The 25845-nt window shown below is 61.0% G+C and carries 24 protein-coding genes and 7 pseudogenes; 9 read left to right on the top strand and 22 right to left on the bottom strand.

The features are described from left to right. Positions 1 to 468 precede the first annotated feature (468 nt). Positions 469 to 1091: pseudogene (locus NLN62_RS52285) on the bottom strand (IS3 family transposase); the annotation flags it as partial. Positions 1092 to 1226: 135 nt separating this feature from the next. Between NLN62_RS52285 and NLN62_RS52280 the strand changes: the two are divergent. Beyond that, positions 1227 to 2157, top strand: a pseudogene (locus tag NLN62_RS52280) (IS256 family transposase); the annotation flags it as partial. Between the two features lie 63 nt (positions 2158 to 2220). On the opposite strand, the gene NLN62_RS52275 reads toward NLN62_RS52280, so the two are convergent. Beyond that, positions 2221 to 2484: a transposase gene (locus NLN62_RS52275; RefSeq protein ID WP_254114415.1), complete on the bottom strand. Its 264-nt coding sequence runs from the start codon at positions 2482 to 2484 to the stop codon at positions 2221 to 2223. Between the two features lie 206 nt (positions 2485 to 2690). On the opposite strand from NLN62_RS52275, the pseudogene NLN62_RS53945 reads away from it, so the two are divergent. Next, positions 2691 to 2795, top strand: a pseudogene (locus NLN62_RS53945) (transposase domain-containing protein); the annotation flags it as partial. A 44-nt stretch (positions 2796 to 2839) separates the two neighbouring features. On the opposite strand, the pseudogene NLN62_RS52265 reads toward NLN62_RS53945, so the two are convergent. The 18 genes and pseudogenes from NLN62_RS52265 to NLN62_RS52185 form a co-directional block, all read right to left on the bottom strand. Beyond that, positions 2840 to 3277 (bottom strand): annotated as a pseudogene (locus NLN62_RS52265) (hypothetical protein). 137 nt (positions 3278 to 3414) lie between these two features. After that, positions 3415 to 3802, bottom strand: a pseudogene (locus NLN62_RS52260) (IS21 family transposase); the annotation flags it as partial. Between the two features lie 172 nt (positions 3803 to 3974). Further along, positions 3975 to 4178, bottom strand: a complete 204-nt coding sequence (locus NLN62_RS53940; protein ID WP_371933199.1) for a transposase DNA-binding-containing protein — start codon at positions 4176 to 4178, stop codon at positions 3975 to 3977. Between the two features lie 26 nt (positions 4179 to 4204). Continuing rightward, positions 4205 to 5662, bottom strand: coding sequence for an effector protein (locus NLN62_RS52255; RefSeq protein WP_254114413.1), 1458 nt, complete (start codon positions 5660 to 5662; stop codon positions 4205 to 4207). A gap of 109 nt (positions 5663 to 5771) precedes the next feature. Beyond that, positions 5772 to 7301 (bottom strand): VirE2 family protein, encoded by a 1530-nt coding sequence (locus NLN62_RS52250; RefSeq protein ID WP_254114412.1) that lies wholly within the window; start codon positions 7299 to 7301, stop codon positions 5772 to 5774. Between the two features lie 52 nt (positions 7302 to 7353). Continuing rightward, entirely contained in the window at positions 7354 to 7587 is a 234-nt protein-coding gene (locus NLN62_RS52245; protein ID WP_254114411.1) for a type IV secretion system protein VirE1, read from the bottom strand. 269 nt (positions 7588 to 7856) lie between these two features. Continuing rightward, positions 7857 to 9161: an IncP-type conjugal transfer protein TrbI gene (trbI, locus tag NLN62_RS52240; protein ID WP_254114410.1), complete on the bottom strand. Its 1305-nt coding sequence runs from the start codon at positions 9159 to 9161 to the stop codon at positions 7857 to 7859. A gap of 9 nt (positions 9162 to 9170) precedes the next feature. Further along, entirely contained in the window at positions 9171 to 9623 is a 453-nt protein-coding gene (gene trbH, locus NLN62_RS52235) for a conjugal transfer protein TrbH (RefSeq protein WP_254114409.1), read from the bottom strand. Between the two features lie 2 nt (positions 9624 to 9625). Next, positions 9626 to 10453, bottom strand: a complete 828-nt coding sequence (gene trbG, locus NLN62_RS52230) for a P-type conjugative transfer protein TrbG (protein WP_256576129.1) — start codon at positions 10451 to 10453, stop codon at positions 9626 to 9628. A 29-nt stretch (positions 10454 to 10482) separates the two neighbouring features. Next, positions 10483 to 11145, bottom strand: a complete 663-nt coding sequence (locus NLN62_RS52225) for a conjugal transfer protein TrbF (protein WP_254114408.1) — start codon at positions 11143 to 11145, stop codon at positions 10483 to 10485. Between the two features lie 43 nt (positions 11146 to 11188). Then, positions 11189 to 12349, bottom strand: coding sequence for a P-type conjugative transfer protein TrbL (gene trbL, locus NLN62_RS52220; protein ID WP_254114407.1), 1161 nt, complete (start codon positions 12347 to 12349; stop codon positions 11189 to 11191). 16 nt (positions 12350 to 12365) lie between these two features. Next, complete coding sequence (gene trbK, locus NLN62_RS52215) at positions 12366 to 12548, bottom strand: entry exclusion protein TrbK (RefSeq protein WP_254114406.1); 183 nt, start codon at positions 12546 to 12548, stop codon at positions 12366 to 12368. Further along, positions 12545 to 13342 (bottom strand): P-type conjugative transfer protein TrbJ, encoded by a 798-nt coding sequence (gene trbJ, locus NLN62_RS52210; RefSeq protein WP_254114405.1) that lies wholly within the window; start codon positions 13340 to 13342, stop codon positions 12545 to 12547. The genes trbK and trbJ overlap by 4 nt, the downstream gene beginning before the upstream one ends. Further along, positions 13314 to 15767, bottom strand: coding sequence for a conjugal transfer protein TrbE (locus NLN62_RS52205; protein WP_254114404.1), 2454 nt, complete (start codon positions 15765 to 15767; stop codon positions 13314 to 13316). The genes trbJ and NLN62_RS52205 overlap by 29 nt, the downstream gene beginning before the upstream one ends. A 12-nt stretch (positions 15768 to 15779) precedes the next feature. Then, positions 15780 to 16079 (bottom strand): conjugal transfer protein TrbD, encoded by a 300-nt coding sequence (locus NLN62_RS52200; RefSeq protein ID WP_254114403.1) that lies wholly within the window; start codon positions 16077 to 16079, stop codon positions 15780 to 15782. Further along, positions 16072 to 16452 carry a TrbC/VirB2 family protein gene (locus NLN62_RS52195; protein ID WP_254114402.1) on the bottom strand — a complete coding sequence of 127 codons (381 nt, stop codon included), beginning with the start codon at positions 16450 to 16452 and terminating at the stop codon, positions 16072 to 16074. The genes NLN62_RS52200 and NLN62_RS52195 overlap by 8 nt, the downstream gene beginning before the upstream one ends. After that, complete coding sequence (trbB, locus tag NLN62_RS52190) at positions 16442 to 17410, bottom strand: P-type conjugative transfer ATPase TrbB (RefSeq protein WP_254114401.1); 969 nt, start codon at positions 17408 to 17410, stop codon at positions 16442 to 16444. Before trbB ends, NLN62_RS52195 begins: the two co-directional genes overlap by 11 nt. Before the next feature lie 16 nt (positions 17411 to 17426). Beyond that, entirely contained in the window at positions 17427 to 17702 is a 276-nt protein-coding gene (locus tag NLN62_RS52185) for an acyl-homoserine-lactone synthase (protein WP_371933198.1), read from the bottom strand. 448 nt (positions 17703 to 18150) lie between these two features. On the opposite strand from NLN62_RS52185, the gene repA reads away from it, so the two are divergent. The 4 genes from repA (at position 18151) to NLN62_RS52165 (ending at position 23034) form a co-directional block, all read left to right on the top strand. After that, on the top strand, positions 18151 to 19374 hold the full coding sequence (gene repA, locus NLN62_RS52180) for a plasmid partitioning protein RepA (protein ID WP_254114399.1): 1224 nt from the start codon (positions 18151 to 18153) through the stop codon (positions 19372 to 19374). Next, positions 19359 to 20420: a plasmid partitioning protein RepB gene (repB, locus tag NLN62_RS52175; protein WP_254114398.1), complete on the top strand. Its 1062-nt coding sequence runs from the start codon at positions 19359 to 19361 to the stop codon at positions 20418 to 20420. Before repA ends, repB begins: the two co-directional genes overlap by 16 nt. Before the next feature lie 237 nt (positions 20421 to 20657). After that, positions 20658 to 21941, top strand: a complete 1284-nt coding sequence (gene repC, locus NLN62_RS52170) for a plasmid replication protein RepC (RefSeq protein ID WP_254114397.1) — start codon at positions 20658 to 20660, stop codon at positions 21939 to 21941. Between the two features lie 190 nt (positions 21942 to 22131). Beyond that, positions 22132 to 23034 (top strand): DUF3991 and toprim domain-containing protein, encoded by a 903-nt coding sequence (locus tag NLN62_RS52165; RefSeq protein ID WP_254114396.1) that lies wholly within the window; start codon positions 22132 to 22134, stop codon positions 23032 to 23034. Positions 23035 to 23070: 36 nt separating this feature from the next. On the opposite strand, the pseudogene NLN62_RS52160 reads toward NLN62_RS52165, so the two are convergent. Both NLN62_RS52160 and NLN62_RS52155 read right to left on the bottom strand, forming a co-directional pair. Then, positions 23071 to 24103: pseudogene (locus tag NLN62_RS52160) on the bottom strand (site-specific integrase). Further along, a pseudogene (locus NLN62_RS52155) lies at positions 24100 to 24268 on the bottom strand (PIN domain nuclease); the annotation flags it as partial. The pseudogenes NLN62_RS52155 and NLN62_RS52160, both read right to left, overlap by 4 nt. Before the next feature lie 192 nt (positions 24269 to 24460). Here NLN62_RS52155 and NLN62_RS52150 point away from each other — a divergent pair. Genes NLN62_RS52150 through NLN62_RS52140 form a run of 3 tightly spaced genes read left to right on the top strand, consistent with a single transcriptional unit; the run spans position 24461 to position 25570 of the window. Continuing rightward, positions 24461 to 24820 (top strand): type II toxin-antitoxin system RelE/ParE family toxin, encoded by a 360-nt coding sequence (locus tag NLN62_RS52150; RefSeq protein WP_254114395.1) that lies wholly within the window; start codon positions 24461 to 24463, stop codon positions 24818 to 24820. After that, positions 24810 to 25133: a DNA-binding transcriptional regulator gene (locus tag NLN62_RS52145; RefSeq protein ID WP_254114394.1), complete on the top strand. Its 324-nt coding sequence runs from the start codon at positions 24810 to 24812 to the stop codon at positions 25131 to 25133. Before NLN62_RS52150 ends, NLN62_RS52145 begins: the two co-directional genes overlap by 11 nt. A 32-nt stretch (positions 25134 to 25165) precedes the next feature. Further along, positions 25166 to 25570: a hypothetical protein gene (locus NLN62_RS52140; RefSeq protein WP_254114393.1), complete on the top strand. Its 405-nt coding sequence runs from the start codon at positions 25166 to 25168 to the stop codon at positions 25568 to 25570. Positions 25571 to 25845 lie beyond the last annotated feature (275 nt).

Raw genomic sequence — 25845 nt, 5'->3', positions numbered from 1 at the left:
ATATGTTGGACTACCAGCGCATCGGTGAGGTTGCCGGTCGCAGTCTTTTCCCTTGCTTGCTGCAAGTCGATGCCGTTGCCTCCAGGTTTGGCTGTGTTCTCCCTCGGCCCACGCAAGACGCCCTACATCTACGCTCGCGTTCGGGTGTCTCCGGCTACATATCCTTCGACACCATTCAGCATTCCGCCTGTTAAACCGTGTAGGCGGAGGCGACATTTCAGCCCACAGACGCGGATGAACCGGTTCGTGTTCCTCAACCTTCCGATACTCAGCCTCGGGAACCATCTCGGCGTAACGGTTTCGCCTCAATCCCCTTTACCTGCGGGCTACGTCACCCTGCCAGTTGACAGCAGGTCACCGCCGCTTGGGCTCATGCTTCCTCACAGCAGGAAGCAGGCTCATCACATTCCTCCTTTCTCAATGCATTCCAAACATACGCTTCCCGATTCCTCGGGGCGAGGCGCTACTGTAGCTGATGTCCATTGCCCAGACCTGGTTCGGCCGCTCGATCTTCAATCCGCGCAATAGGTACGGGTAGATCTTGTGGCCCGGTGCGGGCTTGCTCGTGTTCGGACGGCGATAGATCGCCTCGATCCCCATGCGCTTCATCAGCGTCGCGACGTGGCGGCGGCCAATCTGCATGCTCCTCACGCTGCAACAGCGATCGCAGCATGCGCGCCCCTGCGAAGGGATAATCGAGGTGCAGCTCATCGAGCCGGCGCATCAAGACAAGGTCCTCGGCCGAAACCGGCCGAGGTTCATAGTAAACCGTACTGCGGGCAAGGTTCAGGACCTTCGCCTGGCGCACGACAGACAGATCATGGTCGCGGTCGATCATCGCTTTGCGCTCAGCAGGCCCGCCTTGGTGAGCGCGCCGGACAAAAAATCGTTCTCCAACGCAAGCTCGCCGATCTTGGCATGTAACGCCTTCAAATCGACCGGCGCCTCGGCCGGTCCGTTGTCCTGCCCAAACACTCCGGCGGCGCCTTCCAGGAGTTGGGTCTTCCAGGTCGTGATCTGGTTCGGATGGACATCAAACAATTGCGCCAGCTCGGCCAACGTCTTCTCCCCTTCACGGCCGCCAAAGCCACCTTTGCCTTGAATGCCGGAGAATGCGTCCGCGACCTTCTTCGTCATCTTCGCTCCTGATTCGCGGCAAGAAGCCTCGCCGCTCTCAGGCAGAAAATCCACTCAAGCTACTGTCCGAATTTGCGGAGCCAGCTCTGACGAAGAGCCTGGATGCCCTGCTGCCGATCCTTTACCTGCGCGGCATCTCGACCGGCGACTTCCAGGAGGCGCTGCTCGGCAAGGACGCGCCGAACCTGTCGCCGTCGGTGATTGCGCCTGACGGCCGACTGGCAGGCCGAGTACGAGCGTTGGCAGCGACGTGACCTGTCGGCGCGGCGCTACGTCTATCTGTGGGCCGATGGGGTTTATTTGCAGGCCCGGATGGAGGATCACAGCGAGATGTATCCTGGTGCTGGTCGGCGCGACGCCGGAGGGCCGCAAGGAATTGGTCGGCTTCCAGGTCGGCGCCCGCGAGAGCGCCCAGAGTTGGCGTGAGCTCTTGATCGATGTGAAGCAGCGCGGCCTGCGGGTCGCTCCCAAGTGGCGGTCGGTGACGGCGCGCGGGGGTTCTGGAAGGCCCTTGATGAGGTCTTCCCTGGCACGCGCCACCAGCGGTGCTGGTGCCACAAAGTCAGCAACGTGCTCGACAAGGTCGCCAAATCCGTGCAGCGCGCGATGAAGAACGATCTGCGGAACGTCTATCTGGCGCCGAGCCGGGCGAAAGCCGAAACCGCGATCGACACCTTCGTCGAGAAATACCGTGCCAAATACGGACCTGCGGTCGAGTGCTTGATCAAGGATCGTGAGGTGCTGCTTGCGTTCTTCGACTTCCCTGCCGAGCATTGGGTTCATCTGCGCACCTCGAATCCGATCGAGAGCGTGTTCGCCACGGTGCGGCACCGGACGGTGCGAACGAAAGGATCGCTCTCGCCGAAAACCGCCAAGCTGATGGTGTTCAAGTTGATCGACGCCGCATCGAAGACCTGGCGCCGACTGAAAGGAACAAATCAGTTGCCGAAGGTCATCGCCGGTGTAAAGTTTACCGACGGCATCGAGGTCATTCCGACCGCTGAAAGCCACGCCGCCTGATCAGGCCGCGTCACCCAGAATCAGCCATAGCTCTGGCCAGGAACACCTTCACACCAGAGGAGATCATGCCGAACGGACCGCCCGGATCACCCGCTGCAAGTGCGCCTCGTCGACATCCATGCCGGCGCGCACGACGATCTCGCCAATGGCAATCTCGATCACTGCGTCCGCCACAGAAGCCACCGCACCCTCGCAACCCGAGTGCCGCGAGCGATAAAGCTGCTCAGCCCGAGCACCACGGCGCCAAGCGAACAGCTGCGACGGGTGGATGCCGATCCGGTGGGCGATCGCCGATACGCTCGCGCCAGGCTCCAGTGCCTCTGTCACAACTTGCGCCTTGAACTCGTCCGACCAGCGTCGGCGAAGCTGTCGCGGCGCTCCTCAAGACGCTCGGCGACCGCTTCGATCATATGGAAGGTTTTAGTTCCAGAACTAGGCGCAGACATAGAAGCTCACATCGGCTCACAAACTCAGCAGCCGATAGCCGATCGCTCACTCACTCCGCTAGATGGGGTCTCTTTGAGTCTCTTTGCCGCTTACAAAGCATCGACCCGCGGCACTATCTGACCGATGTTCTCGAGCGCATCATCTCTGGACGTACCAAGATCAATCAGCTGCACATGCTGCTGCCGTGGAATGGAAGGCCGAGCGCGACAGTTCGCCGGCAAAGCTCGCCGCCTGATCAGTTCGACGGCAGGGCATCTGGAACTTCCTGCGCATCGCTGGTGTCGTCATAGATCTCCTCGCGGATCACGCGCAGCGTCACCTCGTGCAGATAGACTTGCAGCGCCCTCTCCAGCTCGGTGAACTCCGGCAGCAGCACTTTGTCGACGAAGCCTCGTGACGCGCGGATCATCACCGTGTTGCGTCGCTGGCGGTGATAACGCAAACGGCCGCAGCCCGCAGCGACGGCAAAGCGCCAAGAACAGGTGCCGCGACCATTGGTCGGGAAGTGAGAATTGCTGTTCGATCGGTGGATCGTGGCGAGCGAGCTCCTCGACCCGGGCCCGCACCTGCCGCAGCGCGGCTTCCGCCGCAAGGCGCTCACCAGCAGTTCCGCACCCACGAACAACGCCTCGATCTTCCGAAGCTTCTCGCGCAGCTGGGACTCGCTGGTCATTCTGATCCCCGTTGCCCGCTCCGAACCGGGATCACCCCATCACCGCGTGCCTGCGGCGTCAATCATCCCGACCGCGCTATCCAGAGCATTCCGCGCGAGTCAAGGCCCGGCACGGTGAGCTTCCCGTGACGCCTCACGCCTGGCGCAAAGCTCAGCGGGACATAGGCTGATGCTGTCGAGGTGCCGCGCTCCCGGCTCCAGCGTCGCGCGTAGCGACCGAACCGCGTCATAGCCGCCGTTATAGCCCAAGCCGCGAAGCTCTTCGAACAACCGGATCAGCGTCAGCCGTTCCCGTGCCGCCTTGCTCTCATTTGCCGCCAACAGCCGGTCAAGCTCGGAACTCCACAGCCCCATCTTCGGGAGCGGCTGCGTCTCCCGTTCGTATCGGAACTCCGTTGCTTGAGAACGAATAACCTTGCGGACCACCTTCCGCGACACGCCGAGTTCTCGGCAGATCGCCTTGATCGGACGACCATCAACAAAATAGGCGCGACGGATCTTGGCAATCGTCTCCACTACCTGCATCCCAACCTCGGCTTCCATGACTCAATGGAAGCCACTGTGGACCCTTGCCCCGGGGTCCCGATTGGATGCCGATTACCCCGAATACGGGGTCCTTATTCCATGCCGAAACACATTTGGGGTTTTCCGTCCAATCTTCGAGAGTTGCTTTTGGGGATGCGCTTAATCATCCCGATCAGATCCGGGCGCTCCCTTTGATAGGTGAATTCGGTCGTATCTGTCCGATGTCTCCACCAATCTGCTTCAGCAGCATGCGAAATCTCTCGCCAAGTCGAGCGTCCTGGAATTCGCACAGCGTAGCTTCACGATCAAACCAAGTCACCGCGTCAGACGCCAAACGATGCGACTTCTCATCCCGGGCGCGTGAAGTCAGTCCCATAGAGCACTCGGCGAGGCATTCCCATGTCAAAGACCGCGTGATGCGTCATTTCTCGGACGGTCGTGAAGCTCCGAACGCGCGGCGCTTGCTGCCGACTGAACATGCGGCACCGGCGTGCGAAGCAGACTGGCCAGTCTCGTTTGCTCTTCTGGATCTGACACATGCTCACTTGCCGACGCCGACGCCGACGCTGGCGCAGCTTCTGGTTGGCGTCCTGGTTCCGGTACGCCCACCAATGTCTGCGCATCAAAGTACTCCAGCGAACCGCTTGACGAAGCTGACAGAGTGCCTGGCTGCTGTTCTGTTTTACCGAATTCTGACGGTGGATCAAAGTACTCCAGCGAACCGCTTGACGAAGCTGACAGAGTGCCTGGCTGCTGTTCTGTTTTACCGAATTCAGACTTTGCATCGTAGTAGCGCTCCTGCCAAGCCTCTTTGTGCCGTGCAGCTTCCACTGCACGCAGGTTCTGAGCCTCACGTTCACGCTCGCTTACCGACCTCAGCCTCTTCCCAACCGTCACTCCGAGTATTTTCTTCGAGACAGTCTTGGCATCCGAAGACAGATACACTGCTTCACTTTTGTAAAGCTTGCCGAAAGTATGTTTTGTGCTTCTTAGCGCTCCGGTCCCTTCGTCATAGGTTGCCGATCGCTTGTTTAGGAGCCGTCGATGGCTAGCGATATCTCGCCCGAGTTCGTTACCGTCCGTATCCAGAAGTGATCTGTACGACTTGCTAAAAGCGCCACCAAGCTTGCGAATGTCGGTCTGGGAAGTTCTGTGGTCAGCCGCCCTCCGGAAGTGCTTGGAATTGCTCAGACTGCCGATGAGCTCCAGGTTGCCCTTGTCGCTCCGCTCATAAATCTCCTGCATCGAGCCTCGCCGACGCGTCAATGTGCGATAAGACCGATCCTCGGGTCCGGTTCTAGAGGAAGCACTGATCTCCTCGGAGACCGGTTGAAACAGCCCTTTGAGGCCGGTTCGATTGACATATCGTGTACGGATAAGTTCCCCGTTTTCGTCCCGCTCCCATTTCTCTTGGAAGCGTCCACCCCGACGGGTCACCTCCTTTGCACTGAGCGCGCCATCTTTGTCAAACTGATATAGGCTGGTGTTTTTTTTGCTTTCTCTTTCGTACCGGCTCACATGAACAGTGCCCGTCGACGCGTCACGTTCTAGAACCTTTTTAGTCCTACTCAACATGCCATGTTGGCGCGTCAACTCTCCAGGATTGTCGGTCCACAACCGCTTGTTTCCCAGAAGCTTATAGCTGAGCTCGCCTCTAAAATTGTCGTCAAGCTTATCAAGCATGCGAAAATCTGCGGCATATTTTTCTTGCTTCCGCGGATCCTGAAGCCGGGCGCGCCGCTTCTCCGCATCCGCCTTTGTATGCAATTCTTCCAGCGTCTGATCATGCTGGCGCTTAGCTGAGCGGCGCATAGTAGTCGAAACGGGCCTTGTCCTGCTTTTCTTGTCCGTGCTGACCATAGCACAGTCCTTTCATCTGCTTGCTTTATGCCGTTCAGTATCGCGGCGTTGCCGAGCTAAGTACGGGCGTCGCCCTTAAAGCGGCTTACGACAGAAGTACTACGAAAGATTAGAGGGCGACGCTCAAGTGCTCGCGCTCCCGGCTGTCATAGATTGGCGGTCTTGCCGGGTTTGGCGGAATGAAGGAACGCGAATAGTGGTCTTGGGCTACACCTAGCAGATTAGCTGCATCCTGCGGCAGCGCCTTACTGGCACGTTGGTAGTCAGCAAGGATGGTGTACGTGCCGGTCCTCTGGCCCTCTGCATTACGATCCGCAATCAAGATCCGCGTCGCATCGGTCAGGTCCATGTTTGGCTCGCGAGCGTCGCGCAACTCTGGACCGTTCACCAAAAGCACCGGTGGCTTTGCGTCAAATTCGTCAAATTTAACGTGCCCTTTATATCTTTGCTCCCCCATCTCCTTCGGTAGCCCGACGCCGTCCATCAGCGACGCGAAATGCGTTGGATCAGAATAGTGTAGCCTCCAAGGGGACATATAACCGTTTCCATCGTGCGTCAGAACCTGCACGCGATCCCACAATTCGCCCCTTTTTAGGGCTTGCGCCCATGGCGAATTCGGCGCGCTCGCAAACAGGAACTCAACGCTAACGTGATGGTCGAGGGTCAGCCCGCCGTGCTCGTCCGGTTGCCGACCAAAATTGACCGTTGCGCGCGGCAATTCTCTATTGTGCGTACGAACCTGTCCCGCAAATGCAGCAAAGCGGATATCAGCGGCACCCCGTTCCCATGATTCCAAGTACTTGCTATCATGCATAATACCGGACTTCGATCTGAGTTTGATCTCAGTATTTTGACCGAGCCGTTCCTTTATGTCACGCTCGAAGTCGCTGAATGTTTTATTCATGTACGCATCGCCCGCGTAGCGATGCACGAACTGGATATCATGCGCAGGCGTTTTGATCATGATGTCGGGCAAGAGCGATCCGGCCTGGAATTTGTGCTCATAGTTCTTCAAAATCTCTCGACGGCCATATTTTGTTGCCACATATCTTTGTTCCGGTATCAGCCGGCCGTTGTTATCGGTTACCGTGCTCTTGTCGATATCAAAGAAGACTCTGGTACCTGTGACATTCATCTCGGCATGAGCACGATGCCAGACGTCTAGCTTATAGTCTTTCCGCAGAGTAGTAGAGATCTGACTCTGCTCGAGAGAGAGCCACTTTGCTCTTTCGTGCTCCGGGACCTTAATCCGGTCCCACGCCAGTGGAGGTGGATAGTAGTTGCCAACGCCGTCTCTATAGAGACGACAACACTCATTGAATTCCCTCGGCGTGGGTTGGCGCTCTAGCTTGCTGTTGACAGTGCCGGCAATCGTGTCCCGGCCAGTTCGGCGAACAAGAATATACTCATCCGGAGGACGACGACTCTTTGGTAGTGCTGGCATGTTCGCAAACAGGGGATGGGATGGATCTGCATCCTCAGTGACGTGCGCCTCTTCGTCCGTCGGTACGTGGTGAGTCGAGCCGCTACCCTCATTAGTAATGACCTTGCTAGAACTCGTTCCGTCGTCGTTCAAAGCGGCGTTGTTAGGAGTCCCCTGGCGATCACTAACGACACTTGACGTTGCTGGGCTCTTCATAGCGGCCTCACGTGGTGCGTCTACCTTTCTTGCATGGGCCCTTGTGTAGGGTCTATTGCGACTTGTCGGCGTCATCGTTCGCTCCTCCTCTTGTCAGCCAACTCTCTCCCTCTTTCGGGAGCGGGCATTGATTTATGAAATCTTCCAGCTCGATCATGTCGAGGTCCAGTTTTGTAAAAGGACCGCTGTGTTGATCCCGGTTGGAGGTCACGGAAAAATCGTCCTCTTGCGCCCCGACCGATAAGGCACTCGTTCTGTTGTTCGTACCAAGCTTGATTGTTGTCATATCGTTGCCTCTCCAAAGGAGCATTAGGTTGCGATCGCGACCTTCTTGCCATTCAAACGGCGCGGGGCACTGATATCACAGTGGAAGAAGGCGCTCTTCAGGCAGGACTTTCTATCGATGGTTCATCCGATACTCACGCTAAGTAAGTACAAATGATCAAGGCCCTTCGTCTATATGGGAATGGTTTCAGTTGAAATTATGAAGGTTCTAGAGAATCAGTGACCGGGGGGCAGGCGCGCTCAAATGCGCGCCTCGTGCATCGCCGACTCTCACCGATGATAATCGCCGGGAAACACCATGTCTTGGTCGACGAGGACGTTGAACACATAGCCCGGTCGAATCTCGAGTGTCGGCTGGACGTTCATGTTCTTGCTGATCGTCTGTTCGGCGACGCGGCCGAACGACTCAGCAAAACTGTTGCGCGCGGCATCCGAGGGTGTCTGTCGATATCCGTACGGCGAACTCGCCGGCACGGACATGTCGATGCCAGCGCCAATTGCGGCAATCAGGATCGCCGAGCCGAACACCTGGAAATAGTGATTGTCGACCTCGTCATTGAAGCCGCCATAGCCTTCGGCATCGGTGCCGGCCATGCCGCCGATCTGGAGGGTTGCGCCGTTCGGGAAGATGATGTCGGTCCAGACCACAAGGACGCGGCTTTGGCCGAACGAGATCTTGGAGTCGTAACGGCCGAGGAGCCTGGCGCCCTGCGGGATCAACAGGTGATGGCCGGTCGCGCTGTCGTAGACATTCTGACTGACCTGGGCCGTGATGCGTCCGGGAAGGTCGGAATTGATGCCAGTGATCAGCGTTGCGGGGATGACCGAGCCGCGCTTCAATTCGTAAGCGGAGGTCGGCGAAACAACCTTGTTGGGCAGGTAGCCGAGCTTCTTGAGGTCCGCGTTGAAGAAATCCTCTTTCGCCGCCTGTCTGTTCTGATCGGTGGTCTGTAGGCCGTAGTCGGCACGCAGCGCCGCCGCATAGAGATCGGGCGGCCCGCCCGTAAGGCCAGGTGTCGTCGTCTTTGCCGGCGCCGTATTGCTCGTCGCCGTCGCACCTGTCTGGAGTTTGCTCAAATTGATGGCGAGCGGTGAGTCATGGGCGGCATCACCCGCCTGCACGCGCGCCATTCGCTCGCGCTGTCGCTCCCGCAGATATTGCTCATGCGCTTCCCGATCGAGGCGTGCCCGCCACAATTCTTCGGACTCGAGCTGTGATGCCGCCCTTGCCTCGGTCTGTTGTCGGCCGGAAAAGGGATTGTTGGCCGGCTTTGGCGTGTCGGGCTGCGGTGGGGCGGGCTGGAACGTTTGCGCTTCGGTCTGATCTCCGATGATGCCGTTGGAGACGCCTTTCTTCAGTTGATCGGCGTAGGTCGAGGCCGGATTGGACGAGGCCGTCTCGATGCCGGCGTTGCGTCGGAAGTACAGTCCGCGCGACGTCAGGCCGTAGAAGATCACGGCAAAGAACACGACCACCAGCACGATCGCGACGATGATCGGCAAGCGGTTGAGACGGCGGATTCCTCTTGCCTCCTCTGCATCCGGGCTGCCGCCGAGCTTCAGGGATTGCGCCATCGCCGCCTCCTACCCGCGCTGCATGACGGAGACCGGACTTGCCGGCGACGCACCCGCCGCCGTCGCTGAATAGGCGCGGCCGAGCTCGACGCCGTCGGTCGACAACCGCGCCAGCACCTGACCGTCATAAAACTCGAGCACGTAGGCAAGCGGGATGGTCTTCTCAGCCCCGGTCTTCTGGTCGGTCGCGACCGCATATCCCCAGCTTTTGAGGGACGTCACTAGCGCCTGGCCGAAGGGCGTGCCGTCGGGCTTCAGGATAATCGTGCCGTCGCCCGGCCCGACCTGTTCGGCGAATTTCGTCACCATGTCGCCGGCGATCGCGGAGGCGGCAGGGCCGGAGAGCTCAGGTGGCGCTGAACTCGCGACCAGGCGGCCACTTCCCAACGATGCGCATCCGGCGAGCGACAGGCTGAGCAAAGAGAGAACGGCAAACCGACATCTGGAAGAGATGGAGTGCATAATCAGCCTCCCCTCCGGATCGTCACCTTGTCCTGATTCCAAAAGCCGACGCCGGACACCAGAATGGCGGTGTCGATCTGATAATCGACCACCATCATGTCGTCCTTCAGCCGATAGTTGACGATGCGGTTTTGGCCGCCCGACACGACGAACAGGACTGGGGCATCCCCTCCGGAGAGCGACGAGGGAAACTGGATGTAGGTCTTGACGCCGTCGCTGTAGACGCGTGTCGGCCGCCACGAGGCGCTGCCGCTGACGCTGTAGCCGAAGTTCAACTGCTCGGCCGGAACGCCGGCGCCCGGAATGGTGTCGGAACCGAGCCGGGCGTTGACGTCGGCGAGCCTGCTGCCGACATCCTCGGGATATTCGAAACCGACACGCGCCATATATTGCGTCGCGTTCGACTTGAGCTGGATATGATAGGTCCGCCGCGAGGTCGTCACCACCATCGAGGTGACGAGCCCCGGCTCGGCGGGTTTGACGATCAGGTGGATGGCCTGGCCGCCGACCGCGCCCGACGTCGCCGGCTCCACTTTCCAGCGCACGGTGTCGCCGACCAGCACATCGCGCACGACTTCGCCCGCCTGCAGCTCGATGTCGCACACCTCGAGCGGCGAGCAGACGACGGAGGGCTGCACCTCGCCGAACAGGAAGATCACCTTGCCGTCCGCTCCGCGCGTCACGAGTCCGGTCGATCCCCGCCACTGGCTCGAGATGTTCGTGCCTTTTCGCTCCTTGGCGTTCATCGCCTGCGCCTGCGCACTGACATCGGCCACCAGCAAGCCAAAGGCGGATGCCAAAAAGAGAGTGCCAATCTTGAATCCGATCATGTTTGAGTGCATCAGCGTCCCCGCCCCTTTCATAGTTGCGCCGTCCAGTCGAAATCGCGGAGGTAAAGGCCGATCGGATTGAGCCGGATAGTCTGCTCGTCCTGGGGCGCGGTCAGCGTGACCGTGGCGATGCCGCGAAAGCGGTGCGTGCCGATTTCCTTCCCCTTCCTGTCGCGCTCGAATTCGGTCCAGTCTATCTGATAGGACTGGTTGGACAGGGCGACGATGTTGTTGACTTCGACAGCGACCGTCGACGTCTTGGCCTTCTCGAACGGCGAGTTGCTGCGGAACCAGTCGTTGATCTTCTGCGTGGCGGGATCGGAAGTCCGCAACAGCGCATAGGTCCGATCGATATATTGCTTCTGCACGACGGCATCGGGGGTCACCGAGCGGAAGTTCGAGACGAGGCTTCCGAGCGCTGCGCGCACCACGCGGGGATCGGCATATTCGATCTGCTGCGGATAGCCGGCGCTCATGGCCGTGCCGAGTTTGTCGACCTCGACGATGTAAGGCACGAGCTTGACCTGCGTGCTCTGGAACAGTGCGTAGGCGAAGCCGATCACGGCCATCACCATGGCGATGATGCCGACCAAGCGCCATGCGGCGGCCGCCCTTACATAGGAGCCGTAGCGCTCGTTCCATTCCTGGCGCGCAGCGAGATAGGGATTGTCGGGGGGATTTAGCGCGGCCATTCGGATCGTGGTCTCCACTCATGATGTTGCTGGATGGAAGGGCTCAGCTCTTTGCGCCCGATCCGTTTCGTGGCTGGCGCTGATCGAGCTTGGCGTTGGCAAGGCCTAAGGTGGACGTGCCGAACGAGCCTGGCGCGCCGATGGCCTGATCGCGGGCGGCGGAGGCGAGCGCGCCGCCTGCCGCTCCGACGCCTCCCGTCATGGCCTTTAGCGCAGCCGCGCCGAATGAGGCGCCATCGGCCCGCGCCGCGCTGAAGCCCGCGGCCCCTGCCCGCGCCCCTCCCATGGCGAGCGCGGCGCCGCCGGCAGCGAAGCTTGCCGCCTGTCCCGCATGCTTGACCACTTCCATGCCGCTGCCGACGGAGACGCCCTGTACGACGCCTTGCACGATGCTCGGCACATACATCGAGATGATGAAGACGACGACCGAAATGCCGCCGATCGCCAGTGTCCCGACGAAGGCGTCGTTGCCGGTTCCGGTCTGGTTGGCGAGGTTCAACAAGGCGTCGGAGCCGATCTTGGCGATCATCACCAGCGCCATCAGCTTCATGCCGACCGAGAAGGCGTAGACGAGATAGCGGATGGCAAAATCCTTGGTGAAGGACGAGCCGCCGAGACCGAGCATGATCATGCCGGCGAGCAGGCCGACATACATCTCGACCATCACGGCGACGAAGATCGCCGCGACCAGCGAGAAGGCGATCACCACGATCACCATGGCGAATACGGACGCGATGGCGAGCGCATTGTCCTGGAACAGGCCGAACTGCGCATTCTGCGACATTGCGGAAGCAACCTTGAGCCCGGCGTTGAACACGTCCGCCGGCGAGGCCGAGCCGCCGCCCGCGCCAATCTGATAGAGACTGTCGACGACCGCTTTCGCGAACGTAAAGCCCTGGTCGAGCACGAAGGCGAAGAAGCCGATGAACATGATCCGACGCACCATCTCGGCGAACCAGGCGTCGAGCGTTGCGGTCTGAATGGCGAGCCAGACCGCGGCGATGCCGACCTCGATCCCTGCGAGGATCCAGAACAGCGACTTCGCCGCCTGCATGACGGTTGTCTGCCAGCCCTTGGCGGCCGTTGTCACCGAATTCTCCAACGTCGTGAGAACGCTGCCGTTCTGCTGCGCCAATGCGGGATGCGCGACGACGATGAGTCCGACCGCCACGATCAGAATGAGCCCGGGTTTGTGTTTCTGCATCCCCTACCCCCTTCCTCTACCAGCGTGGTTTCATCGGCTGACCGCCGGATGTCTTGTAGTTCTGTGGCGGTTTGAGAAAGTCGCCTGCGCGCTGCGAGCCGCCCTGGGACGAGCCGGCGCCGTGGGGTGCAAAGAACAGCCACGCGCCTGCGGCGCCGGCGCCGATCACGATGACAATGATGATTGTGAACGGTCTCACCAACGCGGCTCCATGGTCTGGCCGCCGGAGGTGGCTGGTGCGGTCGCGTTGAAGAACTGCTCGCGACGCGCCTGCGAGAGGTCCTTGCCCGCCTCCGACGACTGGAACCAGGTCGCCATCATCGTGGTCTGCTGGGCGACGAGACCCCGCAGCTTCTGCATCTGGGCGACTTCTTGGGCTGCGATCTCATGGCCGACCTGCAGGGCCTTCATCTGCCCGTCGGCGCTCTCGGAGGCCGTCTGGAGCTGCGCCATCGTCGAGTTCTCGGTCGCAAATTGCTGCGAGGTGAGACCCGCCGCCTGCAACGTGCCCGAAATCGTGTCGCGGTTCGTCGCCGACCAGGTCTGATAGGTGGAGGCGAAGCTTGCGCCATCAGGTAGATTGGTCTTGAACTGTGCGTAGCTCTGGAAGCGCTGTTTGAGCACGTCATCGATGTTGCCCATCGAAAAGGCCATGCCCTGGCCCTGACCCACGATGTTCTGCAGCTGCTTGAGGTCATTCTCGGCCTGCCCCCAGACATGAGCCGGCAATTGCGCCGTGTTCTGCAGCATGTTTTGGTAGATCTTGAGCTGATTCTGGATCTGCTGGGCGAGCTGCGAAATCTGCTGGATCTGGTTGTTGATCTGTTGCGCGGATTGGCCGGCAAGCTGGACCAACTGTCCGTTATTGAGAATCTGCGTGAACTCGGTCGCGCCGCCGGCCGCGGCGCCCGCGATCGCCGGAGCCGCCGCGAGCGATCCGATACCGGTAGCAACGATGAGCGCCTTACATATCGGCGAGAAGCGTCTCGGCATGGCCGATCCCCCGTTCCTTGAGCCAGTAAATGGGCCAGTCAGCCCCGGCCTTCTTAAGCGCCAGAATGCGCTTCAGGTCGTCCTTGCCGGCGGCGCCGACGAAGGAGAGCGCGACGGGGCCGAGCGCCATGTTGAAGAGACGGCGGCCTTCAGGTGAGGCGACGTAGTATTCGCGCTTGGGGACTGCGGTTGCGACGATCTCGATCTGCCGCTCGTTGAAGCCGATGCGCTCGTAGAACTCGCGCGTGCCGGGCTCGCGCGCAGCGCCGTTCGGCAAGCAGATCTTGGTCGGGCAGCTCTCCTTTAGCACATCGATGATGCCAGAGCGCTCGGCATCCGAGATCGACTGCGTTGCGAGCAGCACGGCGCAATTGGTCTTACGCAGCACCTTCAGCCACTCGCGAATCTTGTCGCGGAAGACCGGATGGCCGAGCATGAGCCAGGCCTCGTCGAGGATGATCAGGCTCGGCGCGCCGGTCAGGCGCTTCTCGATCCGCCGGAACAGATAGGTGAGGACCGGGACGAGGTTGCGCTCGCCCATATTCATCAGCTGCTCGATCTCGAAGGTCTGGAATGATCCGAGCAGCAAGCCGTCCTTCTCGGCATCGAGCAACTGGCCCATTGGACCGTCGACTGTATAGTGATGCAGCGCGTCCTTGATCTCGCGCATCTGCACACCTGACACGAAGTCCGACAGCGAGCGCCCGCGCGCCTCGGCCATCAGGCCGACCTGCCGCGAAATGGCGTTGCGATGATCGGGTGTGATCGTGACCCCCTGGACGGTGACGAGAGTTTCGATCCATTCCGAGGCCCAGGCGCGGTCGGTATCCGCTGACAAGTCTGACAATGGACAAAAGGCCAGCGTTGCCGCGCCGTCCGCGTCGTCGCCGCCGATCTCGTAATGATCGCCGCCGGCGGCCAGCGTCAGCGGTAGCATCGAGCGGCCCTTGTCGAAGGCGAAGATTTGCGCGCCGGCGTAGCGGCGAAACTGCGCCGCGATCAGCGCCAGCAGCGTCGACTTACCAGAACCCGTTGGGCCGAACACCAATGTGTGTCCGACGTCGTCGAAATGCAGGTTCAACCGGAAGGGTGTGGAGCCGGACGCGACTTGCATGAGCGGCGGCGACGCGTGCGGATAGAACGGGCACGGCGCGGTCGGATTGCCGGACCACACCGAGTTGAGCGGGATGAGGTCCGCGAGGTTGCGCGTGTTGATCAGCGGCTCGCGGATGTTGGCGTACCAATTGCCCGGTAGCGAGCCGAGGAAGGCTTCGGTCGCATTCAGCGTTTCGATTCGCGCGCCGAACCCCTCGGCCTGAATCAGGCGCCGGACCGCCTCGGCCTTCTCCTGCAGGCGCGTGCTGCTGTCGTCGAACAGGATGATGACGGGCGTGTAATAGCCATAGGCGACGAGCTGCGAGGAGGCTTCCGCGATCGCATCCTCAGTCTCCATCACCATGGCAGCCGCGTCCTGGTCGATCGAGCGGCTTTGTGTCTGGAACAGCTGGTCGATGAAGGGGCGGACTTTCTGCTGCCACTTCTTGCGGGTGCGCTCGAGCTTTTGCCGCGCGTCCTGGTCATCGAGAAACATGAAGCGTGAGGACCAGCGGTAGGTCAGCGGCATCAGGTCGAGCGAATTGAGGATTCCCGGCCAGCTCTCGGCCGGAAAGCCGTCGATCGCCACCACGCCGAGGAAGCGGTTCTCGACCATCGGCGACAGCCCATGCTGTAGCTCCGCCGTCGCCAGCCAATCGAGATACATCGGAATATCCGGCAAGCGGATCGGATGGTTCTCGCCGGTGATGCAGAAGCGGATGAACTGGAACAGTTCATCATAGCGCGCCATGCGCGCGCCCTCGCGCTCCTGGACCTCGCGGGTTTCCATGCGCCGGATGGACAAGACGCTGGCGAGATATTGCTCGACCTCGCGGACCGAGGTGCGGAAGCTCTCGATCGCGGTGTCGGCATAAGAGGCCGAGCGGCTTTCGATATCGGAGTAGATATAACGGGCGAGGCCCGCGCGACGCCGCTCGGGCGGCCGCCAGGTCAGGATGATTGCGTGCCGGCTCTCGAAATGCCCACTCTCCTGCTCGAAGCGGCTTCGGCGTTCGTCGTCGATCGCACGCGTGACGGAATCGGGAAAGTAGCAATCCTGCCGCGCCGGATAATCGGTGGTCGGCACCCGCACCGCCTCGACCTGGATCATCCAGCCGGAGCCAAGGCGCGCCAGGATCGTGTTGATTTGCCGCGAGACCTCGTTGCGCTCGGCATCCGTCGAGCTCTCCGAGTCCGGCCCGGCAAAATACCAGCCCGCCATCAGCGAGCCGTCCTTCAGCAGGACGATTCCGTTTGCGACCAGTCCGGCGTAAGGCACGAGATCGGCGAAAGACGGGCCGGAATGACGGAAGGAGCGCAGCGCGACCATTGAAGCGGACCTTTAGTAGCGGCGCCAGGGCGTCGAGGTCGCCCGGTAGTAAGGTCGGTAGGAGATGTGGCGGGCATAGACGCGCCGCATCATCGGGTCCGCTTTCGCCATCATCCGCAGCGCCGCCACGACAACGATCCAGATCACAGCGCCAAGGATTGCCGCGTACCAGGTGAGCACGACGAAGATCAGGATGACGGCGGCAAGGCCGGTCAGCAGCACGAGCTCGCGGTCGGCGCCGAACAGCAGGTTCGGTCGCGACAGGGCGCGATGAATGCGGTTGCGTCTGAGATTGGCGCCGACCTCAGCCATGGCCGAGGTCCCCTGCCCTATCCGCGATCGGCGGCGTGCCCGCGACATCGCCGATCGAGGCGCCGCTCGAACCAAACAAGGCGACGATCTGCGTGGCGCCGAGGAGGATGCCGGCGACGAGCACGATGTACATGAGGCGTCGCGCGAAATCGTTGAGCTCGCCCCCGAAAATCAGCATGCCGCCGGCAACCGCCACGGCCGCAAGCGCGATGAACCCGGCTACCGGGCCGGTGATCGATTGCTGGATCTGCTGAAGCGGGCTCTCCCAAGGCAGATTCCCGCCGCCGCTGGTCGATGCGAAGGCAGGGTCTAACATCACGAGTGCGAGCAGCAGGCCGCCGGCGCCTGCAAAGATCATGCGGTTACGCGACATGGCGCTCCTCCTTCGGGGCATAGGATTGGGTTTGGTATTGGCCGGCCGAGAAGCTCTCGACATGGAGCACGTCGCGTATCTGTCGGCCGCGATCCGTCCGCTCGATCGAGACAACCAGGTCGACCGCTTCCCCGATGACCTCGCGCATGGGCTGTTGACTGACCTCGGCCGTGAGTTGCTCGAGACGGCGCAACGCGGAAAGTGCGCTGTTGGCGTGGATGGTGGTGATGCCCCCCGGATGGCCGGTGTTCCACGCCTTGAGCAGCGTGAGGGCCGCGCCGTCGCGGACCTCGCCGACGATGATGCGATCGGGGCGCAGCCGCATGGTGCTCTTGAGCAGGCGCGCCATATCGACCGTGTCGCTCGTGTGAAGTGAGACGGCGTTCTCGGCCGCGCATTGGATCTCGGCCGTGTCTTCGAGAATGACGAGGCGGTGGTCAGGTGCGTGCGCGACGATCGCCGCGATGACAGCATTGGCGAGTGTGGTCTTACCCGAGCCCGTGCCGCCCGACACGACGATGTTCAGGCGCGAGGCGATGGCGTTGCGGATGACCGCGAGCTGGTCGGCGGTCATCACGCCCTGCGTCACGTAATCCTCGAGATCGAAGAGACGCGAGGCCCGCTTCCGGATCGTGAATGTGGGGCCGCCGACGATGGGCGGCAGCAAACCTTCGAAGCGATGGCCGCCGATCGGCAGTTCCCCTGAAATGATCGGACGCTCGTCGTCGGCCTCCGATTGCAGCGCATGCGCGACGCTGCCGATAATGATCTCGGCGGTCGCGGCAGGCATGTTTCCGGCCGCCGCCATTCCGTGACCGAGCCGTTCGATGAACAGCCGGCCGTCCGGGTTGAGCATCACCTCGACCACGGCCGGATCATCGAGCGCCGAGCAGACGTGGTCGCCAAGGGCGTCCTGGAGTTTGCGGACAAGCCGCGGATGCGAACGAAGTTCGGTCATGGCGATCGCCCGTAGCTCACGCGGCCATGCGCTGAAGGCGGCGCAGGTCGGATCGATAGCCTGGCGGACGGATCCGGTCGAAGCTCGCCTGGTCGGCCGGCAGGATGCCGGCGACACTCAGCGTCTCGCCGATGAGCTCAACGCCGCTGTCCGTCAGGGCCAAGATGTAGGTCGAGTCGATCGCGTCGTATTCGTCGCGCTCGCGTCCGTACTCGATCCTCACCTGCCAGCCGAACCGGCCGGCGAACACCCGTGCGCGCAACGGATGCGTCTCATCGAGGAGGGACCCCAATCCGCCTGGTCCATTTAGATCAATCGCAATTGCCTGCATTCGCCGAATCCTCCGTCGCGTTCAGGTGAACGGAGGCAAGTCAGCATGATACGGCGGCTCGCACCCTCTGTTGAATTAACGGGGGGGGGGGCGGCGAGCTCTGAGTCGGGTGAGTCGCGTTGTGAGCGTCGATTCTGGTCTCTCGGTTCTCGAAATCCGGGCGGCAAAGAGCCTCGCTCGAACTGTAGAATTTACGGGGGAACGAAGCGTGACCGCGCGGTTTTGGACACGCAAGCTAAGCCCAAGATAAGATTGGATGAATGGAAGGGAATCGCCCGGCGCTGAGCGCTCGTGCGTGATGCTCGGTAAGTATCTGTTAACCAAATAAAGTTTGACCCGGTGCGGGAATCGCGCAATCGTCCGGCGACGCTTTTTCAGCGATTATCAGGAAATTTCCGTCGAGAGCGACATGACCGCAGCGGTTGCCCTTAATTCTGATAGTGAGGCCTCGATCGCCAAGATCACGCGGCACTCGCATTTGCTCGCGGCGCAATTGCAGGCGCTGCGGTCACAAATGTATCCCCCGGAAGCGAAAAAGTCGCTCAAGACGTTCACCTCGCGTGAAGCTGCTGCGATGATGGGGATCGCAGAATCCACACTCAGGCAGATGTCGCTGGACGGCGAAAGCGTCGTTCCGGAGTTCCACGGCAAGGACAATCGCCGTCGCGCCTACAGCCTCGGTCAAATCAATGAAATTCGCGAGCACCTCGCAAGAAAGCGTCCCAAAGACGCGCTGGATTTTCTTCCGCGTCGTCGGCCGGGTGAAAAGCTCCAGATCGTAGCAATCGCCAATTTCAAGGGTGGCTCAGCAAAGACCACGACGACGGTCCATTTGGCTCATTTCCTTGCGCTTCAGGGGCTACGGGTCCTTGCCATCGATCTTGATCCTCAGGCCTCACTCTCAACGATGTTCGGGTTTCAGCCGGAGCTCGACGTCGACGAGAATCAGACCATTTACGGCGCGATTCGGTATGATGAGGACCTCCGAGTTCCGCTGCCTAGCGTCATACGCAAGACCTATTTCGATGGTGTCGACCTCGTGCCGGGCAATCTCGAGCTCATGGAGTACGAGCACGAGACGCCTCAAGCAATTGCGCGGGGTGACGGCCGCGGTGAAGCGATGTTCTTTCGCCGCCTTCGGTCCGTGATCGGCAGCGTCGAGGACGATTACGACGTCGTTCTGATCGACGCTCCGCCTCAGCTTGGATATCTGACGCTCGGCGCGCTCTATGCAGCGACAGCCCTTCTTGTCACAGTCCATCCGGCGATGCTCGATGTGTCGAGCATGAATCAGTTTCTCAAGATGACAAGCGATATCCTGCACGTCATCCAGGAGAACGGTGGAACGCTCCAACACGACTTCATCCGATACATCCTGACCCGCCACAATCCTCACGACGTGCCGCAGGTGAATATCGTTGCACTGCTGCGGTCTCTCTTCGGCGAGGACGTGTTAGCGCCTGTTGTGGTTGAGACGACGGCCATCGCAAACGCCGGCCTGGAAAAGAAGAGTCTTTACGAAATGGCGAGAGCGGCGGTTGGTCGTGACACACTCAGCCGGGCGCTGGAATCGGTTGACGCCGTGAATCAGGAGATTCTGAACCACCTTACACACGTATGGGGGCGGCCATGACGAACGCCAAGGATCGCTCCAATCGGATGAAGAGTTTGTTCGGCAACGTCGACCGTTCGGAACTCGAAAAGCACTTGCCTGCCCCTGCCCTCGAAAAACCGCGCCCGAATTCATCGGGTATGTCGGGCGCCGTGAAATCGATGCAGCAATCGTTTTCAGCGGTCGAGGCGGAGAACGAGCGCCTGCGCGCGCAGCTCCAGTCCGCCGATATGACTGTCGAGCTTGATCCAGCATCTGTGGTCCCATCATTCGTCCGAGACCGACTGGATATTGAAGACAACCCGCAATTTCCGCAGTTTGTTGAAGGCATTCGGAGAGAGGGACAGAAGCTCCCTATCTTGGTTCGCCCGGTAGCGGATCAGACCGGCGCCTATCAAGTCGCCTACGGCCATCGGCGCCTGCGAGCCTGCCAGATCATCGGGATTCCTGTTCGAGCGATCGTCATGCCGCTCACTGACGAGGAATTGGTGGTCGCACAGGGCGTCGAGAACACCGAGCGCGAAAACTTGACCTTTATCGAGCAAGCTCTTTTTGCCGCCGAACTGAAAAAACGGGGATTCTCGCGAGAGACGATCGCGAAGGCGCTGGGCCGTAGTGAGGAGAAAGGCCTAGCCTACATTTCGATTTTGACCTCCACGGCGAGCGCGCTGCCCGACGCGCTGATCCGCAAGATCGGACCGGCCCCGTTTGTCGGTCGCCCGAAATGGGAGAAGCTCGGCTCCTTCTTCAAGGACCAGAAGTTGCCAGCGGACGCAAATTCTGCAGTGAACGGGCTGGTGGCCTCCGAAAAATGGCAGGCGCTGAGCACGAACGAGAGATTTGCTAGCGTGCTTCGAATTCTCGATCGTCCCGCTCCTGCGAATGAAGCAGAGATCGCACAAGTTGATCTGGGCCAAGGGCTCTCGATCACAACGAAGCGAACGCCGAAGGCCACTCAGATTTCCATTCCACACGCTCCCGCTCCCGGCCTCTCAGCCTGGCTAATCGACCGGCTGCCCGACCTTATCGAGGAGTTCAAACGCTCAGAACGAGAGGCGAAGCAATGAGGTGACACTCAGAAAAGGAAAAGGGCTCGCCGACTGCAATCGGCAAGCCCTGTAATCCGAGCCAACAGAACGGTGTGGTTCCGTCAGTATCAGCAGTAACAAACTGATTCTATGATGGCGCGCTAGCGCAATCAAGCCCTGGTTCCTCTCGGGGCATAAGGTTGTGCGCCAATTTGCTGGCTTTTCATCCACTCAAGCGATGGAGCCGCGGCTAATCAAGTCGTGGAATGGCTGGCTATGGTTCGAGCTACAGAAATTGCATCTTTTCGACGCGTCACTCCGGCGATCCTGGCGAGCGCGCGGCTCGCTATGGCGAACGACGTACCCGAGGTGTCGAAGGCGGAAGTCGCGATAGTTCTCAAGAAGGCCGCGCCCATATTGGGAATTGACGGTTCGACATATCACATCATGGATATTCTAATCGGTCTCTCGCGATCGGACGACTGGAAGGGGGCGAACCGCCCGATCGTTGCGATATCGAACGGTAAGCTTGCCGAATACACGGCGCGATCGGAGCGGCAGGTTTCCCGCTGCATCAAGCGTTTGGTCGAAGCGGGCATCGTCGCTTACCGGGATAGTCCGACAGGTCGCCGTTTCGTATATCGAGATAAGGGAGGCGGCATCGACAAAGGCTATGGCCTCGATTTCACGCCGGCGCGTGTTCGTATCAAGGAGCTAAAAGGCCTCGTCGACGACTTCCAGGCGCGATTGAACAGCGAGCAGGAGGCTCGCCGAGCGACGACTCGCCTCTCTCGGGCGATTGTTGACGCATGCGACGCCTATCCTGAGCGGGCCGAGGAGTGGACGGCGGCGCTAGGTGGGGTTCGGGAGCAGAATCTTACGAGCGAGGGAGAGGCGGCGGCGTTGGACGATCTGCATCGTCGAATCGTCAGGGAAGTCACCGCAGAATACGCGACAGATAAGATGTCATGCGAGGGTGACACTGATGTCGCTCCTAATATTAATACAACCTCTCAAAACTCATTTGAAAGTAAAAATAACCCGCCTCGCTCTAACGAGCGAGAAGTTCTTCATGAAAAAAACGACCGCATAGCGGTCGTTCCGCCATCCGAAAGAAAGTCTGGCCCAAGTTCGCCATTGTTGCTCCATAACGTTGGAGGGCACCCGCCGCGTGGCTCAGAGGAAATTCAGTCTCAAATTCTGGCTGCGGTATCCGTCAGCTTGATCAGATCGGCTTGCCCTCAAGCCTGCGAGATCACCGGGCGGGCCTTCAAAAATTGGCCCGAGCTGGTCGCGGGGGCCGATATGATGAGGATTATGATAGGCCTTTCGGATGCCGCTTGGTCAGACGGGACTACCCGAGTCGGTCGCTATGCCGCGGCTGCTATTCTCGCGACGGTTCTTGAGAAGTCGATGAGAAGTCCGGACCGGATATCGAGTCCCGGCGGGTATTTCCGGGCGATGGTGGACCGGGGCGTAGAGGGCAGCTTGCACCTAGAGAAGAGCCTGTTCGGTCTCGCGGACGGTGCCCTCAAGCGCGCACGGGAGCATAAGCCGTGATTAAGCTTCCAAAGGTTACAGCTGTAACTTTCGGCAGACCTTCGGCAAACCGCCTTGAATTCTGCTGGGCTGACGGGCGCATGCCACCTAAAACCGGATCAAGCTCAATTGGTTGGTGGGCAGGGGTTACAGCTGTAACGCCCTCCCCGGCCCCAACGACAGCCTTCCGGAGCTAAAGGAAGCTCGTCGAATGGCCGAACGCGACATAGATCAGATCAAGGCAAAGGTGCCGTGCTCTTCGGTGCTTGAGAGTAATGGATGGAAGGTCGACCTGCGCGAGAGTACCCCCAAAGCTGTCAAGTATCGGCGAGGGGACGGCGAGGTCATCATCGTAATCCATCAAGGTCGAGGCTGGTTTGATCCGACGTCCGAAGCTAAGGGCGATGTGTTTACCCTCGCCCAGCGCCTTGGCGCTTACGATTTCAGCTCTGCTTTGAAGGTGGTGACTGATCTTGTGGGCTTTGAGCCTTCTGTTGCCGCCTGGCAGCGGAAATCTAGGCAGCATCCTTCATCGGCAATTGCGAAACGTTGGTCAGGGCGTCCGCGACCGGTGCCGGGCTCCGCTGCATGGACGTATCTAACAGAGGTCCGAGCCGTTCCAGATATCGTCGTGGCGAGGGCGACTGACGCGGGAAAGCTTCGCGAAGGGCCGAAGGGGTCGATATGGGCCGCGCACCTCGGTCCTTCCGGCCAGATCGTGGGTTGGGAAGAGCGGGGGCCGAACTGGCGCGGCTTTGCCACGGGCGGCGCAAAGGCGCTCTTCTGTCTGGGCAATGAGAGCGCGCGACGTGTCTGTGTTACGGAAGCTGCGATCGACGCCATGAGCCTCGCCGGTATCGAGGGCGGCCGGTCGGACACAATTTACGCCAGCACAGGTGGCGGATGGGCACCAGCGACCCAGCGTAATATCACGGCTTTGGCCTCTCGGCCCGGAACCCAACTTGTCGCCGCATGCGATGCGAACGATCAGGGCGACGCATATGCCGCACGCCTTCGAGACATCGCCATAGCTACTGGGGCAAGCTTTCTCAGGCTGTGGCCCGACGCGATAGATTGGAATGACCAGATAACTGAAGCCCGCACAGCCGGCTAAGCGACCGCCGATCCGAAGCTGGGCTACCTTGCTGCGTCACAGGCCCGCAGCCTTCGTGAGGTTGACGCGGAAGCGGTCGCGCCGCCGCTGGTAGCGGCGGGTCATTTCCGCGCTGGCATGGCCGAGCTGCTTCTGGACATAGCGCTCGTCGACCTCGGCCGAGGAGGCGAGGCCGGCGCGCAGCGAATGCCCGGCGAACTTCGTCTCCCGCTCGCCTTCGGGCAGGTCGGCGCGCACCCCGGCGGCAAGGGCCGCGCGTTTGACCAGCCGGGCGACCTGCTGGTCGTTCAGGCGATCGGGTCCGACGTCCTTGCCTTGGCCGCGCACCCGCCGAAACAGCGGGCCGTGGCCGATCCGGGCCAGTTTCAGCCAGATCTGCAGGGCAACGATCGGGCAGGTCGCATCCGACGAGCCGCGGCCGATCTCGATCTCGCGCCAGCCGGTTTTGCCGCGCAGCGTGACGATCAGGCCCTTGTCGAGGATCTCGACCCAGCCTTGGCCGTCCTCCGTCTGGTCGCGCTGGACGTCGAGGCCGACGATCTCCGAGCGCCGCAGGCCGCCGGCAAAGCCGAGCAGCAGCATGGCGCGGTCGCGCAAGCCCCGCAGCGTGCCGCGGTCGAGGGTCTCGAGCATGGCGATGACGTCCTCCGGCAGCACGGCTTCCTTCTGCCGGGGTGGGGCGGCGTGGGTGTTGCGGATGCCGGCGAGCACGGTCGCGATGTGCCGATCCGCGCGGTCGAGCGGCGTCCCGCGCTGCGCATAATTCCAGGCGATCGGCGGTCGCCGCGCCCGAAGCGCAGGCGGTGATGTAGAGCCCGACCGTCTGCGCCGACGGTGGCAGCACCTCGAGGCCCTGGCGTCGGCACCAGGCGGCAAAATGCTTCCAGTCAGCCGCATAGGCCCGGCGCGTGTTGGCCGAGCTTGCGGCCGCGACATAATCGCGGGCGCGGTTGGCGAGGCGCTCAAGATGCGCCGGCAGGGCGGGGGAGGGGGCTTCGGCCAGTTCTTGGCCAACCGCCGTGGTGTCGGGGGAGGCCTCGTCGCTGGTGGAGCTTACGACCTTGGTCATGCCGCGTAGATGTCAGTTTGCGAAAAGTCGTTGCCCTTGAACAGCAACGGGTTGCCGTCAGTGTCGCCAGAGCATACAAAAGGCAATCATCGAAGTTCAACCCCGGCGGATGGTGGTCTTTTCCGTAGCAGCGCCAAGGCGCGCCCGCGCCTGATCGTCGTGTTCGGGGTTACGGCGTCGAAAACGTTATCATAATCATCGTCGCGCCTGGGCGATGGGGCTCGGCGGCTGCCTCCAAGAGGGAAGGGGCGCTGATCGTCTTGCTCTGAATGAAGGGCAAGCGCCGTATCCGCGCAATCGTCTCCACGACCAGCATACCCGCATTGAAATATCTAGCACCAGGTGCTATCTTTTGTCATGCCCGATCGAATATTCAAGACAGCCTGGTTCGCCAAGGCGGCGCGCAAGGCGCGGCTTGCGGATGCAGCGCTTGTGCGTGCGGCCAGGGAGGCTGCCCAGGGCAAGGCGGACGATCTGGGTGGAGGCGTTTTCAAGAAGCGCCTCGGTGAGAATCGCTTTCGGTCGATCCTGCTCGCCAAAAGCGGTGGGTTCTGGGTCTACGTCTATCTGTTCGCCAAGCAGGACCGGGCGAACATCGATGATGATGAATTGCGTGCGTTTCGCGAGTTGGCGACGCTGTATCGGCGCAAATCCCCGGCGGATTTGGACGCGGAACTAAATGCTGGAGCTTTGATGGAGATTGGCGATGGCCACTAAGTGGAAATTCAAGAGCGACGCCTTCGAAGCGATCCACAGCGCGGTGGAAGGCATGGTGCGGGCCGGGACGGTCGATAAGCAGACCCTGCGTTCCTTTGATGAGGCCTGCCTGGTCCGGCCGACGATATTCGACGCCAAGAAAATCAAGGCGTTGCGCGAGCGCAATCAAGTCAGCCAGCCGGTGTTCGCACGCCATTTGAACACCTCGGAATCGACGGTGCAGAAATGGGAGAGCGGTGCCAAGCGGCCGAGCGGCATGGCGCTGAAGCTTCTGACGGTGGTCGAAAAGCACGGCCTTGATGTCCTGAGGTAGGACTTTGTCGGAGCGCTGGGTTTTTTGACCGGATGGAGAACGAACAGCGCTGGCGGGAGGCGCGACGGCGCGCTGAGATCCTCGCCAGGCTTCCTGACCGGCCAGGCGAGGCGGAGGTCCGGAGCGCCTTCGGCGAGCTTCGGATCAGCCGCGCGACCCTGCTTCGCTGGTTGAAGCGGTTTCTGCAGGATGATCGGACCAGCACGCTGCTGCCGCGTCGGCGTGGCCCGAATGCGGGCATGCAGCCGTTGGATTCGGCGGTGCTTATCATTGTCGATGGGTCTCATTTCGAGAAGCTCTATGCCATGCGTCGCAAACCGCCGTTGACACCCGCTTTCAGCGGGAGGTGGCGGCGGATTGCCGGACTGCGGGCCGGCAAGCGCCATCGATCCGCCGCCTTGGACGCTGGCTCGAAACGAAAAATCAGGCCGATGTGATGCGGCAGCGCGAAGGGGCCAGCAAATCCGAGCCGATATTCTTGGCGACGCCCGGTGGACTGGAAGCGCCTGCTCCGCTCGACATCGTGCAGATCGTTGGCCGAGCAGCCCGCCTGTCGCTGCAAGCCCCTAGCCCAGGGCTAGGAGCCCGTCCAGATAGCTTTCTGGTTGGCGCATTTTGACACGAAATCCCGCTCATGCGGCCCTTGCGAGGTTAGCGAGCTTCACGAGGTTGTGGGCGGTGCAGATCATCGCCCATTCGGCACGCACGTTGT

It is taken from the genome of Bradyrhizobium sp. CCGUVB23 (assembly GCF_024199885.1).
In the GTDB taxonomy this organism is placed as follows: Bacteria; Pseudomonadota; Alphaproteobacteria; order Rhizobiales; family Xanthobacteraceae; genus Bradyrhizobium.
The sequence above is the reverse complement of the archived record's forward strand: the minus strand, read 5'-3'. Positions and strand labels throughout refer to the sequence as shown.

Coding starts and splice junctions, on each gene's coding strand:
- NLN62_RS52200 (WP_254114403.1), bottom strand. CDS start 16,079: ATGGCTGAGGTCGGCGCCAATCTCAGACGCAACCGCATTCATCGCGCC.
- trbH (WP_254114409.1), bottom strand. CDS start 9,623: ATGCACTCCATCTCTTCCAGATGTCGGTTTGCCGTTCTCTCTTTGCTC.
- NLN62_RS52205 (WP_254114404.1), bottom strand. CDS start 15,767: ATGGTCGCGCTGCGCTCCTTCCGTCATTCCGGCCCGTCTTTCGCCGAT.
- NLN62_RS52140 (WP_254114393.1), top strand. CDS start 25,166: ATGGAGAACGAACAGCGCTGGCGGGAGGCGCGACGGCGCGCTGAGATC.
- NLN62_RS52195 (WP_254114402.1), bottom strand. CDS start 16,452: ATGTCGCGTAACCGCATGATCTTTGCAGGCGCCGGCGGCCTGCTGCTC.
- repC (WP_254114397.1), top strand. CDS start 20,658: ATGGTTCGAGCTACAGAAATTGCATCTTTTCGACGCGTCACTCCGGCG.
- repB (WP_254114398.1), top strand. CDS start 19,359: ATGGGGGCGGCCATGACGAACGCCAAGGATCGCTCCAATCGGATGAAG.
- NLN62_RS52245 (WP_254114411.1), bottom strand. CDS start 7,587: ATGACAACAATCAAGCTTGGTACGAACAACAGAACGAGTGCCTTATCG.
- trbJ (WP_254114405.1), bottom strand. CDS start 13,342: ATGCCGAGACGCTTCTCGCCGATATGTAAGGCGCTCATCGTTGCTACC.
- NLN62_RS52225 (WP_254114408.1), bottom strand. CDS start 11,145: ATGGCCGCGCTAAATCCCCCCGACAATCCCTATCTCGCTGCGCGCCAG.
- NLN62_RS52145 (WP_254114394.1), top strand. CDS start 24,810: ATGGCCACTAAGTGGAAATTCAAGAGCGACGCCTTCGAAGCGATCCAC.
- NLN62_RS52165 (WP_254114396.1), top strand. CDS start 22,132: ATGGCCGAACGCGACATAGATCAGATCAAGGCAAAGGTGCCGTGCTCT.
- repA (WP_254114399.1), top strand. CDS start 18,151: ATGACCGCAGCGGTTGCCCTTAATTCTGATAGTGAGGCCTCGATCGCC.
- NLN62_RS52150 (WP_254114395.1), top strand. CDS start 24,461: ATGCCCGATCGAATATTCAAGACAGCCTGGTTCGCCAAGGCGGCGCGC.
- trbG (WP_256576129.1), bottom strand. CDS start 10,453: ATGATCGGATTCAAGATTGGCACTCTCTTTTTGGCATCCGCCTTTGGC.
- trbI (WP_254114410.1), bottom strand. CDS start 9,161: ATGGCGCAATCCCTGAAGCTCGGCGGCAGCCCGGATGCAGAGGAGGCA.
- trbB (WP_254114401.1), bottom strand. CDS start 17,410: ATGACCGAACTTCGTTCGCATCCGCGGCTTGTCCGCAAACTCCAGGAC.
- NLN62_RS53940 (WP_371933199.1), bottom strand. CDS start 4,178: ATGGGACTGACTTCACGCGCCCGGGATGAGAAGTCGCATCGTTTGGCG.
- NLN62_RS52255 (WP_254114413.1), bottom strand. CDS start 5,662: ATGGTCAGCACGGACAAGAAAAGCAGGACAAGGCCCGTTTCGACTACT.
- trbL (WP_254114407.1), bottom strand. CDS start 12,349: ATGCAGAAACACAAACCCGGGCTCATTCTGATCGTGGCGGTCGGACTC.
- NLN62_RS52250 (WP_254114412.1), bottom strand. CDS start 7,301: ATGAAGAGCCCAGCAACGTCAAGTGTCGTTAGTGATCGCCAGGGGACT.